Source organism: Enterococcus sp., from assembly GCF_032555305.1.
GTDB lineage: Bacteria > Bacillota > Bacilli > Lactobacillales > Enterococcaceae > Enterococcus_A.
The window spans coordinates 1-13346 of sequence record NZ_JAWGOQ010000031.1 but is presented as its reverse complement, the minus strand read 5'-3'; the positions used below and the strand labels follow the sequence as shown (position 1 = coordinate 13346).

The 13346-nt window shown below is 41.9% G+C and carries 17 protein-coding genes and 1 riboswitch; of the genes, 10 read left to right on the top strand and 7 right to left on the bottom strand.

The features are described 5' to 3' along the window. Positions 1-100: 100 nt before the first annotated feature. Positions 101-223: a hypothetical protein gene (locus E6139_RS18445; RefSeq protein WP_316405000.1), complete on the bottom strand. Its 123-nt coding sequence runs from the start codon at positions 221-223 to the stop codon at positions 101-103. Positions 224-330: 107 nt separating this feature from the next. Here E6139_RS18445 and E6139_RS18440 point away from each other — a divergent pair, with 107 nt between their 5' ends. After that, positions 331-516, top strand: coding sequence for a hypothetical protein (locus tag E6139_RS18440; RefSeq protein WP_316404999.1), 186 nt, complete (start codon positions 331-333; stop codon positions 514-516). Between the two features lie 39 nt (positions 517-555). Here E6139_RS18440 and E6139_RS18435 read toward each other — a convergent pair whose 3' ends face one another. The 4 genes from E6139_RS18435 to E6139_RS18420 form a co-directional block, all read right to left on the bottom strand. Then, positions 556-759 carry a helix-turn-helix domain-containing protein gene (locus tag E6139_RS18435; RefSeq protein WP_410470551.1) on the bottom strand — a complete coding sequence of 68 codons (204 nt, stop codon included), beginning with the start codon at positions 757-759 and terminating at the stop codon, positions 556-558. Positions 760-791: 32 nt separating this feature from the next. Continuing rightward, positions 792-1346, bottom strand: a complete 555-nt coding sequence (locus E6139_RS18430) for a DUF2975 domain-containing protein (RefSeq protein WP_316404998.1) — start codon at positions 1344-1346, stop codon at positions 792-794. Positions 1347-1534: 188 nt separating this feature from the next. Then, complete coding sequence (locus E6139_RS18425) at positions 1535-2434, bottom strand: oligosaccharide biosynthesis protein Alg14 (RefSeq protein ID WP_316404997.1); 900 nt, start codon at positions 2432-2434, stop codon at positions 1535-1537. A gap of 183 nt (positions 2435-2617) precedes the next feature. Then, positions 2618-3148, bottom strand: coding sequence for a folate family ECF transporter S component (locus tag E6139_RS18420; protein WP_316404996.1), 531 nt, complete (start codon positions 3146-3148; stop codon positions 2618-2620). Between the two features lie 35 nt (positions 3149-3183). Then, positions 3184-3280, bottom strand: a riboswitch (THF riboswitch). Positions 3281-3457: 177 nt separating this feature from the next. Between E6139_RS18420 and E6139_RS18415 the strand changes: the two genes are divergently transcribed. After that, the gene (locus E6139_RS18415; RefSeq protein ID WP_316404995.1) at positions 3458-4183 is read left to right on the top strand and encodes a hypothetical protein; all 726 of its coding nucleotides are present in this window, start codon (positions 3458-3460) and stop codon (positions 4181-4183) included. An 18-nt stretch (positions 4184-4201) separates the two neighbouring features. Next, positions 4202-4918 carry a hypothetical protein gene (locus tag E6139_RS18410; RefSeq protein WP_316404994.1) on the top strand — a complete coding sequence of 239 codons (717 nt, stop codon included), beginning with the start codon at positions 4202-4204 and terminating at the stop codon, positions 4916-4918. A 53-nt stretch (positions 4919-4971) separates the two neighbouring features. Here E6139_RS18410 and E6139_RS18405 read toward each other — a convergent pair whose 3' ends face one another. Beyond that, on the bottom strand, positions 4972-5427 hold the full coding sequence (locus E6139_RS18405; protein WP_316404993.1) for a DUF3592 domain-containing protein: 456 nt from the start codon (positions 5425-5427) through the stop codon (positions 4972-4974). Positions 5428-5641: 214 nt separating this feature from the next. On the opposite strand from E6139_RS18405, the gene E6139_RS18400 reads away from it, so the two are divergent. Then, complete coding sequence (locus E6139_RS18400) at positions 5642-6157, top strand: ClbS/DfsB family four-helix bundle protein (protein WP_316404992.1); 516 nt, start codon at positions 5642-5644, stop codon at positions 6155-6157. Positions 6158-6201: 44 nt separating this feature from the next. Here the strand turns inward: E6139_RS18400 and E6139_RS18395 are convergent, their stop codons facing one another. Further along, positions 6202-8109 carry a M13 family metallopeptidase gene (locus E6139_RS18395; protein ID WP_316404991.1) on the bottom strand — a complete coding sequence of 636 codons (1908 nt, stop codon included), beginning with the start codon at positions 8107-8109 and terminating at the stop codon, positions 6202-6204. A 101-nt stretch (positions 8110-8210) separates the two neighbouring features. Here E6139_RS18395 and E6139_RS18390 point away from each other — a divergent pair, with 101 nt between their 5' ends. From E6139_RS18390 to E6139_RS18365, 6 genes are all read left to right on the top strand, one after another. Beyond that, positions 8211-8762, top strand: coding sequence for a hypothetical protein (locus tag E6139_RS18390; protein ID WP_316404990.1), 552 nt, complete (start codon positions 8211-8213; stop codon positions 8760-8762). 134 nt (positions 8763-8896) lie between these two features. Beyond that, on the top strand, positions 8897-9868 hold the full coding sequence (locus tag E6139_RS18385) for a ribose-phosphate diphosphokinase (RefSeq protein ID WP_316404989.1): 972 nt from the start codon (positions 8897-8899) through the stop codon (positions 9866-9868). Positions 9869-9935: 67 nt separating this feature from the next. Next, on the top strand, positions 9936-11087 hold the full coding sequence (locus tag E6139_RS18380) for a cysteine desulfurase family protein (protein WP_316404988.1): 1152 nt from the start codon (positions 9936-9938) through the stop codon (positions 11085-11087). Positions 11088-11154: 67 nt separating this feature from the next. After that, the gene (locus E6139_RS18375) at positions 11155-11502 is read left to right on the top strand and encodes a DUF1831 domain-containing protein (RefSeq protein WP_316404987.1); all 348 of its coding nucleotides are present in this window, start codon (positions 11155-11157) and stop codon (positions 11500-11502) included. 291 nt (positions 11503-11793) lie between these two features. Next, positions 11794-12438, top strand: a complete 645-nt coding sequence (locus E6139_RS18370) for a hypothetical protein (RefSeq protein WP_316404986.1) — start codon at positions 11794-11796, stop codon at positions 12436-12438. Positions 12439-12616: 178 nt separating this feature from the next. Then, positions 12617-13222: a metallophosphoesterase gene (locus E6139_RS18365; protein WP_316404985.1), complete on the top strand. Its 606-nt coding sequence runs from the start codon at positions 12617-12619 to the stop codon at positions 13220-13222. Positions 13223-13346 lie beyond the last annotated feature (124 nt).

The window sequence follows — 13346 nt, the reverse complement described above, 5'->3', positions numbered from 1 at the left end:
TCCAATTTAGAAAGAACAAAAAAAAAACCACAAGCAGTGTTAAAAAACTGTTTGTGGGATTTTTTAATGAGTAACTGAGACTCGTTAAAAATATTCTGTTTTAGCCAAAAATACTATTAAAGAAACTAAAAAATATATCTAGTGGAACCGTTAGGAATGCAATGATCATTTCCACGAAACTACCGAAAAAATCCATGAGTAATTCAAAGAAAGCATCTAACATTTTGTTCCCTCCTTTTTTCTAGAATCATATCAAGAACTTCGCGGTTTGGGTCAAAGGTGACAATTATGTTAGCAGATAATAAGAAATAATTTATGGATGATGATTCCATGGACTTTGATGTCCAGCTGTTAGAAGATTTGATTAGTGAAGGATATACCGACCAAGCTTTATTGGCTGAGTTCAAGAAACGTAAGAAAAACTTACCTCATGCTCTAGATAAATTAGCGGAGCAAACTTTAGCAGAAGAAAAAGTAATGATTAAAGAGGAATTGGAGAAAGAGATTGGCTTATGAATTCAACAAAAAAAGTCGTGCAGATGCACGGCTTTTTGTTTACTCTTCTACATATTCAATGATATCTCCTGGCTGGCACTGCAAAATCTTGCAGATACTGTCTAGAGTATTAAAGCGGACCCCTTTGGCTTTTTGTGTTTTTAAAATGGAAAGGTTCGCCTGTGTAATGCCGACTTGTTGTGCCAGTTCTTTAGAAGAGATTTTTCGATCTAGCATGATTCGATCTAAGTTGATCTTAATCAATGTTATCCCTCCTTACTAAACAATCTTAATAGTTAGATGATTTCTTCGTTGTCTTTTTTCAGCCGGACGCCGTATTTGAAGACAAAATAGAGGGTATAGATTCCAGAAGTCATCATAAATACGTTGAATAATCCGATGATTAGATTGCCCGTATTAGAAATTGTGTTTGTACTAATCATTGGTACGGGAAGAATCTCATAAAGAAAATTGATGATCCCGCCACCAAGATATAGAAACATGATCCGACGAATGTATTTTAGATTATACTCGCTGAAGACCTCTCCTTCATTCAAATTTAGCAGGAGCGTCCGTAGGTATTGGAATAAAAAGAATGTTCCAAGCAAAACAATAAAACCAAAAAGAAATATCAATAAAACAAACTGACGCTCACTAAGAAATGATAAGTTGTAGTGACTCATATCGATACCAAAATAATCACTATTGCCGAAAGAATCCTTTGGAAGCCCAGAGAAAAAAACGATTAATGTGGCGATGATCAGATTGAAAAAAGCTATCCCAAATATTATTTGTCCAATTAAAAAGATCACAGTTAAAACAGCAATGATGAATCGTGTCGGTTTGTTCATGGTACACACCTTTCTTTGATATCGTTTTATTATATACAATTATTGTAAAACGATATCAAATCAAAAGCAAGGTCCTACAACCATATTATTGCCCAGTATTTTGAAAGAGTTTTAGGGTTTTGAATAGAAAAAGACAAAAGCCTTCTTATTTTGAAAGCTTTTGTCTTTTTGATATTCGATTCACTCATCTACAACGCGCTCTCATGCTCCATCAGTTCTGGATAATACTCGAATTCTTCAAAGAGCTTCGGATCGTAATCGACAAAGCGCTTGACCCAATTCTTCGCTTCAAAGAAATCGCGTATTTCTTGATCTGCGGGGTGATATGGGATATTCAAGAAGGCGGTCAATTTGCTGAGATCTTCTCCGATCATGAAGACATTTCTTGGATCATACATCCGATAAAACGGCAGGACCTCATTGCAGGTGATTAATTTCTTTTGCAGGAACAAGGACTCAAAGGTTCGCAGAGTCACACCGTATTGTCCTGCACGAAGAATTTCCAGGATGCCTTTGCTGCGTTTGACTAATTGCAGGTATTCGCTATAAGGCAGATAACCATCTTGTTCATTCCCGCGTTTTGGCAGGATGTGATAGAAGGTCGAGAGCCCCAACGCTTCGAAGCGTTCTTTTAATTCCATCGCCTGCTGCTTGCGGCCGTTGTCATTGGCACCGAAGAAAATATCATACTCAGTGTCGTGCAAGGGCTCGCCGACAGATTGAGTGTAGAAGGAGCTATTGTGCTTCAATCCGAGATCCCGCGCTTCTAATGGATCGAAGTGATAGATTTCATTGATCGCAGGTTCTTTTTGGGCGGCATTCAGTTTGCGATAGTGCTCTAATTTGAAGTGGTTCCAGAAAAATAGAACGATCTTGGCTTTTGTGAAGGGACGGATGCGTGCAGCCATCTCTGGTTCGAATCCGAAATCTAAGAATATAATTAATTGAAAATCTTTCAAGTATTGGCGTAAATAATCGTTGCTTGCTTCAAGTAGTTCTTTCCCCGAACAAACGCTAACTTCAGTGACGGCAGGGAAAAAGTACAGTGAACGGTCTTTAGGGACGATCAAAACATCAGAATTTTTCATATTTCTCCCAGCTTTCGTATTAAATTTTTCTCATCATAGCGCTTTAGATAACGAATTGCGATTTTAATGCTTGAGAAAAATAACACAAAAAGAGAGGCCGTCTATGGGATAAGACAGCCTCTAAAGGGATATACGCTGTGAAGGTAATAACTCTTTCACATAAACGTAATAATTTGTAAATAATTAGTGAGCGCGATTGAAACGTGCGATCCATTGTTTATATGGCAACACACCGCCTAGGAAATAGGTGATGATCGCTTGGATCGGGACCCAGATCACGGTTTTGATCAAACGTGGTGCCCAGATCAACCAGCTATTCAACGGCACGTGATACATCATTGCCAGCCATAGTGGTGTCAGGATCAAGTTGATCACGATCGTGGTTACTAACACCGATTGAATCGAGTTCTTCCAAGTAATCTCTTTCTTATAAAAGAAGTAGCCGTAGATCGCTCCTTCAAGAAAGGCATTGATGGTGAAGCCGATAAAGAATGGTGCCTTCGCAAAAAGTGACATTCCAATAAAATCAGCAATCACAGCGCCGATCCCTGTCCAAAATGGACCGAACAGCATTCCCATAATGATTTCCGGGATAAAGGTAAAGCTGACCTTGAGAAATTGTGTCTCGATTCCTAATATGCGAGACAGGGTGACCATCATGGCGATCAATAGCGCCATCATTGTGATGCTTCTAGCATCAAGGTGTTTCTTCATTTCTAGCATCTCCTCATAGAGCTGCTACATCTGCATGCAGCGAATGCGAAAATAAAACCGCAGACTAAGTCTTTCGTCCAGAGGACAACATCCCATCCCTCCAGCACTTAACGCTTTATTTTCTACTCTGATTTATTTTTGGGGAAGTCCCCGTGAAAATACTAGCACAGAATGAAAATGGAAACAATCTTTTCATCCCACATTCGTGATTACCAAGTCATTTCATTTTTTTAAAGAAAGTTGGGTAAATTTTTGGCTATTTTAGAGGTATTATAGATTTAGAGATTTTCTTAGAAAGAAGGGATGAACATGGCGGTAAAACCATTGAATGAGAGGCAGCTTTTTCGCATGAAGCGGGTGAGCCTGGAAAAACGCATCAATCAATATTATTCAGAAACGCAGGATGTTGATTCGGTGATCGAATATGGTATGGCAGTCTTGGTGTTTAATGCCATCACAATGACGAATTATTCGTTTATCTGTAAGCATTTATTCAAGGAGATCTTCTTGACCAGTGAGCCGACGGATATTCTGCGAGAGTATTGTCTATATTTTTATGATTATTTTGAGTACCACGAATGGGAGATCGTAAGGGACCGGCTGTTCAAAAATCGCGCAGAATTTTCCGAGCGGACACGAGCGATCCGGCCTGAAACGAAGTATGTACGAGCGGCTTCTGTTCCGACGAATAAAAAACTAGATTGGCTTTATGAGAATTATTTGGAGGAGTGGCAAAGAAAACTTGCTGTGAAGGAACGTTATAATTATGCCCTCAACACCGTTTTTTTAGATGAAAATGGGAAGAGGCACAAGCAAAAGTTTCTAAATGCAGATGTCAGTATACCGCCTACTAAATTAAAGACACTGCTAGAATTATTGACACGATTAACGATCTTTGAAAAAAATGGCGTTCGCAGATTTTATGAGAGCGTATATCCTGAATGTGAAGTATCAGTAGGGCGTAAACATTATGCTGATGAGGCGAAAGATGCAGCCTATCTGCAGCGCAAGCGGGAAGAGGCAGAAACACTATAGAAAAAAGGGGAAATAAACGTGAAGCCGTTACAAGAACGACAGCTATTTCATATGAAGCGAGACTCTCTAGAAAAGAAAATCATTCAATATTATTCAGAAACACAAGACGCAGATCAGGTAATCGAGTATGGGATGGCGGTCTTAGCCAAGAATTCAATCGTAGTCGAGGACTATTCCTTTATATGTAAGGACCTGATTCGCGAGATTTTCCTAACCTGTGAGCCGACTGAAAAAATGCGGGACTTTTGCTTATACTTTTATGATTACTTTGAGTTCAGTGAATGGGAGAAGGTGCGAAACAGTCTATTCAGAAATCAAGCTGAATTCTCTGAGCGGACACATTCGATTCGGCGGGATATGAAGTATATTCGTGCTGCATCAGCACCGACGCTCGATGCGATCATCCCAATGATCGAGGAGTTTACAAAAAACTCTACAGAGGAGGTAAAAGCGGACTGCTTAGCTAATCCAGACCTGTTCGAATTTACACTCAAAACGGTTTATGAAGACGAAAAGGGCAAAAGGACGAGTCTGAATTTGAAGAATGCGGATCTTGGCAGAGCACATGAGGCATTGGTCGTATCATTGGGGATTTTGGCGCGGTTGACGATCTTTCAGAAGGACGGAGTCCAACGCTACGCGAATGTAATTTGGGAAAAATGTAAACGTACTAGTACTATGTTGGATACTTGGCATTTTGCTGAAGAGAAGAAAAAAATAAAAGCGAGCAAATAGAATAGAAGCAGTCGGTTACAGTTGTGAACCGGCTGCTTTCTTAGCTTAGAAGCTTAAATATTCAATACATTAAGCACCAGTATTCCCCAGATAATGAAGACGATGAAGCTCCAGCTGCAGCCTTTCTTAAAGGTCGTATAGAATGGAGAAAAATTATTGTCTTCGACATCATTCTCAAACACTGCTTGACTGGGATCATTTTTCAGGTAGTAGACCTTCAATTGAGCTGGGAACTCACCATTGTCATCATTACGGTACATGAAGCGCTTTGTCTGCTTGTGACCGTTAATCGTGTATTCATATGTCACAAAAATTTTGGAATAATCACTCATATCATCCGTCGTTTTGGTCGAATAGTGCCATTTCGTCGCCGTGGCTTCAACATACCAACCATTGGCTTGCGCCTTTTGGAAAAGCTTTTGTTTCTTTGTCCGTGGCTGCCTGATTAAGAAAAAAACAAAGGTCAATAGCGGCGGGATAATAATTACCGCAAACTGTTTTAACGTCATCTTCCTCCCTCCTTCATCACATAAATTTTGAACTCCTTGCTTTTATAATAAAGGATTTCCCTCCATTGTGGAATTCTTATCTGAGATTAGCTGCAAGAAGAAAAACATAACGAGAAACCCAAGCAAACATGACACGTTTCCAGAATTCCTATCTTAAGATGGTAGATTATGAGTATAGCAAACAGCAAATACTACTAAAGGGAGCGTGTAAATCATGCAAGAATACACAAGCAAAGAAGCATTCATCACTGAAATCCGAAAAAGGGCAGACCTGTTCATTAAAGAGTATCAGGATATCAAGGAAGAGGATAAGGATCTACGGTTGGATGAAGGCGAACGGACACCTTTTGAAAATCTCGCTTATCAGCTTGGCTGGTTGGCGCTGATTCAAGATTGGGAAAAGACGGAACGCGAAGGTCAGACAGTCGAGATGCCTGCGCCAGGGATCAAGTGGAATCAGATGGGTCCCTTGCATGAACAATTCTATGCGGATCAAGAGGGCAAGAGTCTGGCAGACATGATCACGTTGTTCAATCAATTAGTCGACACCACCTGTCAGTGGCTAGCTAGCTTAGATGATGAGGTGCTGTTCCAGCCCGGCGGCAGAAAATGGGCGCAGTCGACCTCTTCGAATTGGCCTGTTTGGAAGTGGGTTCATATCAACACTGTCGCGCCCTTCAAGTCATTTCGTACGAAGGTTCGCAAATGGAAGATATTACGAACAGCATAAAAAGAGACCGAGGAAAATAAACTCATTTTCCTCGGTCTTTTGCTTTACCAAATACTTACGCGTTTTTCAGGAGCTAAATACATCGCATCTGTTGGCTGAATATCAAAGGTTTGATAGAAGTCTGCTAGATTCTTGACTTGGACATTCGCCCGTAATTTGTTTGGTGCGTGAACATCAATGGACAGGAGTAATTGGGTGTATTCTTGCCGTGCTTTCATCCGCCAGATCGTTGCCCAGTTGATGAAGAAGCCTTCAAGATCGATGTCCTTGTCTTTCTTCGCTGCTTCTAGAGCACAGCTTAGTCCGCCTGCATCAGCAATATTCTCTGAAACAGTCAGCTTGCCATTGACCTTTCCACCGGCAATTTCCAAACCGTCGAATTCAGCAATCATTTGATCTGCTAATTCTTGGAAATGCTTTTGATCCTCTTCGGTCCACCAATTGTTCATGTTCCCGTACTCATCAAAGAGTGAGCCGTTGTTGTCAAAGGCGTGAGAGATTTCATGGGCGATGACGGCACCAATGCCGCCAAAGTTCTCGCTGCTGGATTGCTCTAGGCTGTAAAATGGCGCTTGGAGAATCGCCGCAGGGAAAACGATGATATTGCGGAAGGGATGGTAATAAGCATTCACTGTGTCAGCACTCATTTCCCATTCATCGCGTTGTACCGGTTGATTCCATTTCGCGTAATCATCTTTGCGCTTCAACTGGCTGAAATGCAATGCGTTACTCAATAATGTACCGCCTTTTTCCGCTGGTGTTACTTTGAATTTTGAGTAAATTGGCGGGATCTTATCAGGGTAGCCCACGTGGATGCCTAGTGTACTCAGCTTCACGATCGCTTTTTCGCGGGTAGCTTCGCCAAGCCATGTGTTGCTGCTGAGGCGTTCTTGGTAAATTCCCACCATGCGCTCCACCATTTGTTCGACATCTTTCTTGGCTTGTTCGCCGAAATATTTCTTGCCGTAATAATCTCCGACGATTTGGTCAAAGCGTCCGGAAGCCAAGTAGTAGGCTGCCTTCTCCTGTGGACGAGCTTCTGGTGCGCCAGACAGCGCACGGCTGTATGTGCCGCCGACCTGACGAAATTCTTCGCTGAGATAGCCGGTCAAGGCATTCAAAGTCATAACGATCATCCAGCTTTTCATTTGCGGGAATGTGTCTGGATTGACTAACTCATCGAGTTTTTCAAAAAAGGCTGGTTCCATCACGATGATCTTTTCAGGAACTTCGCCAATCAAGCCTACCAGTAATTTCTTTAAATCAAGATGCTGGCTATGTTTGATAAATTCTTCGCCGCTTTCTGGGTTGTACATTTTGCTGTAATCGGCGCTTTCTTCGGCACTTTTTACGTGTGGGGCCAGTAATTTATCGTATTGAAGCGCCTCATCGGTGATTTTTTCGGCTGTCGCTGCTTCATAACCTGCTAAATCAAAAAGCTTCATGGTCATTTCTTTGAAGATCGCTAATAGCTGCGGTGCCTGTGGATGATCCGCTTCGTAATAGGTTTTATCCGGCAAGATCAGGCTTGGTGCACCGGCAAATAAGGCGTTGATCTTGGTGTTTTTCATATCTGCATCCACGTCTACACCGAAAGGTAAAGGAAGACCTTCGAGAACCCAACTGGTCAATTGTTCTTCGAGGTCTTGAAGATCAGTTAACTCCTCGACTTGCTTAAGTAACGGCAGCAGAGGAGCCGCGCCGTCTTGATCGCGTTTTTGATAGTCATTGGCTAGTTTGAAATAGGCGATGTACTCCTTCATTAAATCGTTTGGAATCAATGAAGCATCCTTGCTCATTTTCTTTGTGTCGGCGATTAATAGGTCGTCAATCTCATCGACAAGATCTTGAAAACCGCCGGTTGCAGGTTTGTCAGCGGGAATCGTTGCTTCTTCGATCCATTCACCATTGACTGCTTCGTATAAATCTTCTTTGATTTTTGTGTTGTCCAAAATTTATTCCTCCGTCCTTTTTTGCTAGTTCTTTCTGTTACTATCCATTATGATATAACTTAAGAAGATACACAAAAGAAAATGTTTCGGTGGTGGAGAACATGGACTATCCAATTGATCAATGGATCGAATTAAAGAGCTTTGACACCTATCGCGAGTGGAAAACACCGCGGGGATTTTTATGCGGAACCTATGCTAGTAGTGTGCTGCTGGCGTATTGGCAAGATCAGTTAGATGCGGACTGCTTGCCAAGTGGGCTAAGGGAAAAGAACAGCGACCAAAATGAGCAGCTGATCCACGCATTGCAGCCTTTATTGCAGCCGATTGATTTTCCGACCATGCCTTTACAGATATCCTTTGGCTTGAATCGCTTCTTTCGCCGCTATCGTATTCCATATCGGGCAAGAGGGACTGTGGCGGGTTCTTGGCAGCGAGTGACGAAACGAATTTTAGCGGGTGAACCAGTCATGATTGGACTGCTCCAGCTTTTAGGCAGCAGCTATAGGAATCATTGGGTGATTGCCCACGGGTTTAAGGAAACAGCCGAAGGGAAACGATTCTATAAGATTCATGATAATTGGGGGCAGAGTGAGGCAGTGATCCCGGCGGAATGGGGAAATGGGACGATCTCGCTGGTTTCCCAAAAGAAATAGGACAGCTCTTGGCAGCGGTTTGATCGCCAAAACACGAACAATCCGTTTATCCCTTTCGAAAGGAAAAGTAAAATCTACAGCAAATAACCCAAAATATGTTAAACTGGTGGTACAAAAATACTTGGAGGGACACCATGTCAGAAGTAAGTAATGATAAGTTTAAAATTTTTAGCCTAAATGGAAACAGACCATTGGCTGAAAAGATCGCCGAAGTCTGTGGAGTGCCATTGGGAAAAAGCACGGTTAAACAGTTCAGTGACGGAGAAATCGCGATCAATCTGGAGGAGACAGTCCGCGGATTTGATGTGTATCTGATCCAATCAACCAATGAGCCGGTAAATGATCATTATTTAGAGTTGTTGATCATGATCGACGCATTGAAACGAGCGAGCGCGAAAACAATCAATGTCGTTTTACCTTATTATGGGTATGCCAGACAGGATCGTACAGCCAAACCGCATGAGCCAATCACAGCAAAATTGATTGCAAATTTACTTTCAGACGCAGGTGCAACAAGAGTACTGACACTTGATCTACACACTGTGCAGGTCCAAGGATTCTTTGATATTCCAGTAGACAACCTATTCACGATGCCGCTATTTGCTCATTACTATCGTCGCCGCGGAATGGTGGGCGATGATTATGTCGTCGTTTCTCCAAAAAACAGCGGGGTCCAACGTGCCCGCAGTTTAGCCGAGTATTTGGACACAGCGATCGCAATCGTGGATGTCGCTGAAGAAGGCAATCCGGATTCCGGTTATGTAATCGGCGATGTGGAAGGCCGCTGCTGTATCATGGTAGACGATATTTTGAATACTGGTGAAGTGTTCTCTAATGCTTCAAAGACCTTGAAGAAAGCTGGCGCAAAAGAAGTTGTCGCTTGTGCTTCTCATGGTTTGTTATCACCTCCAGCAAAAGAAAATTTAGATGCTGCTGACATCAAAGATATTTGTATCACAGATTCTGTTCTGACTGATCCTGAACGTCATCCGGAAAAATTGTCGATCATCAGTTGTTCAGTTCTGATGGGGGAAGCAGTAAAACGGATTCATCAAAACGAATCTGTCAGCCCATTATTTACGATGGAACAAAAAGATTTTGAGTAAAAGGGCAGCGATGCCCTTTTCTTTTTTTAGATAGAACTATTGCACACAGAGAGAGGTACGAAAGTTTGTGGAAAATATATATTTAGATCATGCGGCGACGAGCCCGATGCATCCAGAAGTAGTAGCGGCGATGACAGAAGTCATGGCCGAAACGTTTGGAAATCCATCCAGCGTTCATTCCTTTGGTCGGCAGGCTGCCGGCAAATTGGAGATGGCGCGAGAGGTGATCGGCAAGAGCCTCGGCGTCAAATACCACGAAATCATCTTCAACAGCGGCGGTACAGAAGGCGACAATACCGCGATCATGGAGACGGCGTTTGGTCGTCAAAACGAAGGGCGTCATTTAATCACGACCCAGATCGAGCATCCAGCCGTGATCAATACGATGAAGTACTTGGAGACACAAGGCTTTGAAGTGACGTATTTACCAGTCGATCGCAAAGGAAATATCTCGTTGGCTGATTTTGATGCCAGCTTGCGACCAGACACGATCTTGGTTTCCATCATGTACGGCAATAACGAGATCGGCAACTTGATGCCCATCAAAGAAATCGGTGAACGATTGAAGGATCATCCAGCCTATTTTCATACCGATGCGGTTCAAGCCTATGGTAATCAGTTTATTCGTCCTCATGAATTAGGAGTAGATTTTCTTAGCATTTCGGCTCATAAGATCAATGGGCCAAAGGGTGTTGGCTTCCTATTCAAAAGTGATACGGCCAAATTAGCACCGTTACTCCGCGGCGGCGAACAAGAAGAAAAACGTCGGGCAGGAACCGAAAATTTGGCTGGTATTTGCGGGATGGCGAAGGCTGTTGAACTATTAACAGAAGACGAGCGGGAAAAACGCCAGAAAATCTATGATCAGTTCACTCAGAAGGTCTTGACGACGTTGGATCAAGCGGGGATCGATTATCATGTAAATGGTGATTTGAGCAATAAGCTGCCCCATGTCTTGAATCTTCGCTTTAGCGGGATCATCAATGATCTGTTGCTGATGAAGCTGGATCTGAAGGGGATTGCGGTTTCTACAGGTTCGGCTTGTACAGCCGGAACGATCGATCCTTCCCATGTGCTTGAAGCGATGTATGGCAAGAACGCGCCAGAGATCAGAGAATCGGTACGTGTAAGCTTTGGCTACGGCAATACGATGGAGCAGGTCGACTATTTTGCTGAACAGCTTGTCGCGAGCTTACGGGAACTGACCAAGAACCAATAATGTGGATTGAAATGGCTGATACTTATCTTTATAATTAAGAGTGAAAGAAAAAAGATGAGGTGAGCATATGGCATTTACGAAGACAGCAACGATCAAAGGATCAAAATATCAATACGCATTAGCGCCAACGGCTAAAAAATATACTTTGCGGGACAATGGTTTTACCGAAACCAGCTCAGGCAACTTCCAATTGGTTCGTCCATTACAAGCGACACCCCAAAGTAAAGAAGGCTTCAAGCTGAAAATCACAGTAGCAAAGGATATCAGTACCTTAAAGATGTCAGTGACAACAGCAAACGGTCTGAAAGCAGTGGATATTTTCAAAGATTCAAAACAAGAAATGGTCCAAGAAAAATTCTACTTCCTAATGGATGGTATGATCGATCGCGGATTGTTTGTAAAAGAAGAAATTTAATCATGAAGCGGGTCTTATCTATTGTTGATGAGACCTGCTTTTTTAGTGAGCCGCGACAATGTGAAAGACAATCAAGCGCACGGAGACAATTAAGAACGCTGCTTATTTAATTATTAGATGTAATGAATAGATTGCGGTTAAAAGAAGTGATTAACGGTTATGTGATTATAATGCGCTTTCTTTTATGCTATATTCATCTTTTTTTCTAAAAGTTTTTAATGTTGATCTGATTAAATTTATGAAGATTATGGTACACTGATATTAGTAAACTGTTGGAATGAAGGTGAGAAGTTGGTTCACAAGATACACACGATCGAGCATCACAAAATTATTTCTGATTTCCGTCTCTTGTCAGGGCTGACCGTCTCAATTGAAGACTGTGCCAACCTGACGAAAGAGCTTCGAAAATATGGTGTAGAAGACTATTATATCAGTGCATACGAAGGAAATAGCTATCTGACACGCTACGTCGACTACTTTATCGATGGGATCCCTTGCTTGAAATATAAGAAACAGTATTTGGTTCCGCTGATTTTTCGTGATATGCCCGACACGCAGAAAATGTTCCGCGATACCTATCGCTGGAAAGCTTTTTTTATTCTTTTAGATTGGTATTTAGAATACAATCCTGAAAGGGTCATCATTCGATGTAAGAAGAAAAAGAAACGAATGGAAGTGATCGACACCGCCTTTTTAGTCTTCCGTTTGTGGGAGATTTGTGATGGCGCAGCGTTTCCGATCGCTAATCTCAATAATCTCTCTGAATTTGAGCAATGGAATCAAATCTTCCATTTGATCGATACCGGGAAATCCTTTAAACGAACCAAGGAATTTGATGCGACCAAAGTTGAAGATTTAACCCAGCTAGAAGCAGTCATTACGATCATTAAAATGAAATATCAATCACTCTTGCAAAAACAAGGCTACCAGGTATAATCCGGTAGCCTTGTTTAGTTGGATCGTATGCGTACGACAATAAAATTTTTTTGGTTTTTAGAAAAAAATGACCCTAGCAGGAGCTAGCTGTCAGTCGATCTTTTCGCAATGAGCGCATTTTTTCAGGAGAGATGGTAAAATGAAGTTAAGAAATAGAATTCGTTTGTAGGTGATTAGAATGAAATATTTTATATCAGATACCCATTACTTTCATGAGAATCTTTTAGGTGATAATGATTTTGCGCCACGCTTATTTGATACGGTTGAAGAGATGAATCAGCAAATGATCAATGCCTGGAATGCCGTAGTGAATGAGAAGGATACGGTCTATCATATGGGCGATGTAGCGATGCATCCGCTATATGAGAAGGGCTTTCCAGATATCCTAGAGCAGCTAGTACAGTTAAAAGGAAAGATCGTTTTTATCAAGGGCAATCATGATACGCGAACGTTTTTCAGATATTTAGCCGCGCATGATCCAAAGCTCGCAAATGGGGAGAATAAATTTGAATTCCATGATGTCGGAGCGATCGTCAAGTTCAATCATCATCAATACTATCTAACTCATTACCCGATGCTGCTGGGAAAAACAACGAATATTCGCAATATGCATGGACACATCCACAATTACAGTATGCCGATCGCAGAAGATATCAATGTTGGCGTAGACGCTCCCGAGCGAGACTTCTTGAAGACACCATTGCCATTTGGCACTCCAATCTCGGAGAATTTAATCGATGAGATTGCGGCTTATAAGGAAGCGGAGATAAAGAAATTGAAATAACGAGAGACATCGAGGAATCGATGTCTCAGACTGTAGACAAAAGACGTCCCAAACTCGCAATTTGAGTTTGGGACGTCTTTTTATCTGATTTCTTTCGAAATTCAGGACAAAAAAATAAAGGCTC

What these genes read in the sequence shown, in the direction of transcription:
- E6139_RS18390 (WP_316404990.1), top strand. Translation starts at nt 8,211, where the DNA reads ATGGACTATCCAATTGATCAATGGATCGAATTAAAGAGCTTTGACACC.
- E6139_RS18440 (WP_316404999.1), top strand. Translation starts at nt 331, where the DNA reads ATGGACTTTGATGTCCAGCTGTTAGAAGATTTGATTAGTGAAGGATAT.
- E6139_RS18445 (WP_316405000.1), bottom strand. Translation starts at nt 223, where the DNA reads ATGTTAGATGCTTTCTTTGAATTACTCATGGATTTTTTCGGTAGTTTC.
- E6139_RS18385 (WP_316404989.1), top strand. Translation starts at nt 8,897, where the DNA reads ATGTCAGAAGTAAGTAATGATAAGTTTAAAATTTTTAGCCTAAATGGA.
- E6139_RS18375 (WP_316404987.1), top strand. Translation starts at nt 11,155, where the DNA reads ATGGCATTTACGAAGACAGCAACGATCAAAGGATCAAAATATCAATAC.
- E6139_RS18405 (WP_316404993.1), bottom strand. Translation starts at nt 5,427, where the DNA reads ATGACGTTAAAACAGTTTGCGGTAATTATTATCCCGCCGCTATTGACC.
- E6139_RS18400 (WP_316404992.1), top strand. Translation starts at nt 5,642, where the DNA reads ATGCAAGAATACACAAGCAAAGAAGCATTCATCACTGAAATCCGAAAA.
- E6139_RS18430 (WP_316404998.1), bottom strand. Translation starts at nt 1,346, where the DNA reads ATGAACAAACCGACACGATTCATCATTGCTGTTTTAACTGTGATCTTT.
- E6139_RS18425 (WP_316404997.1), bottom strand. Translation starts at nt 2,434, where the DNA reads ATGAAAAATTCTGATGTTTTGATCGTCCCTAAAGACCGTTCACTGTAC.
- E6139_RS18415 (WP_316404995.1), top strand. Translation starts at nt 3,458, where the DNA reads ATGGCGGTAAAACCATTGAATGAGAGGCAGCTTTTTCGCATGAAGCGG.
- E6139_RS18420 (WP_316404996.1), bottom strand. Translation starts at nt 3,148, where the DNA reads ATGAAGAAACACCTTGATGCTAGAAGCATCACAATGATGGCGCTATTG.
- E6139_RS18365 (WP_316404985.1), top strand. Translation starts at nt 12,617, where the DNA reads ATGAAATATTTTATATCAGATACCCATTACTTTCATGAGAATCTTTTA.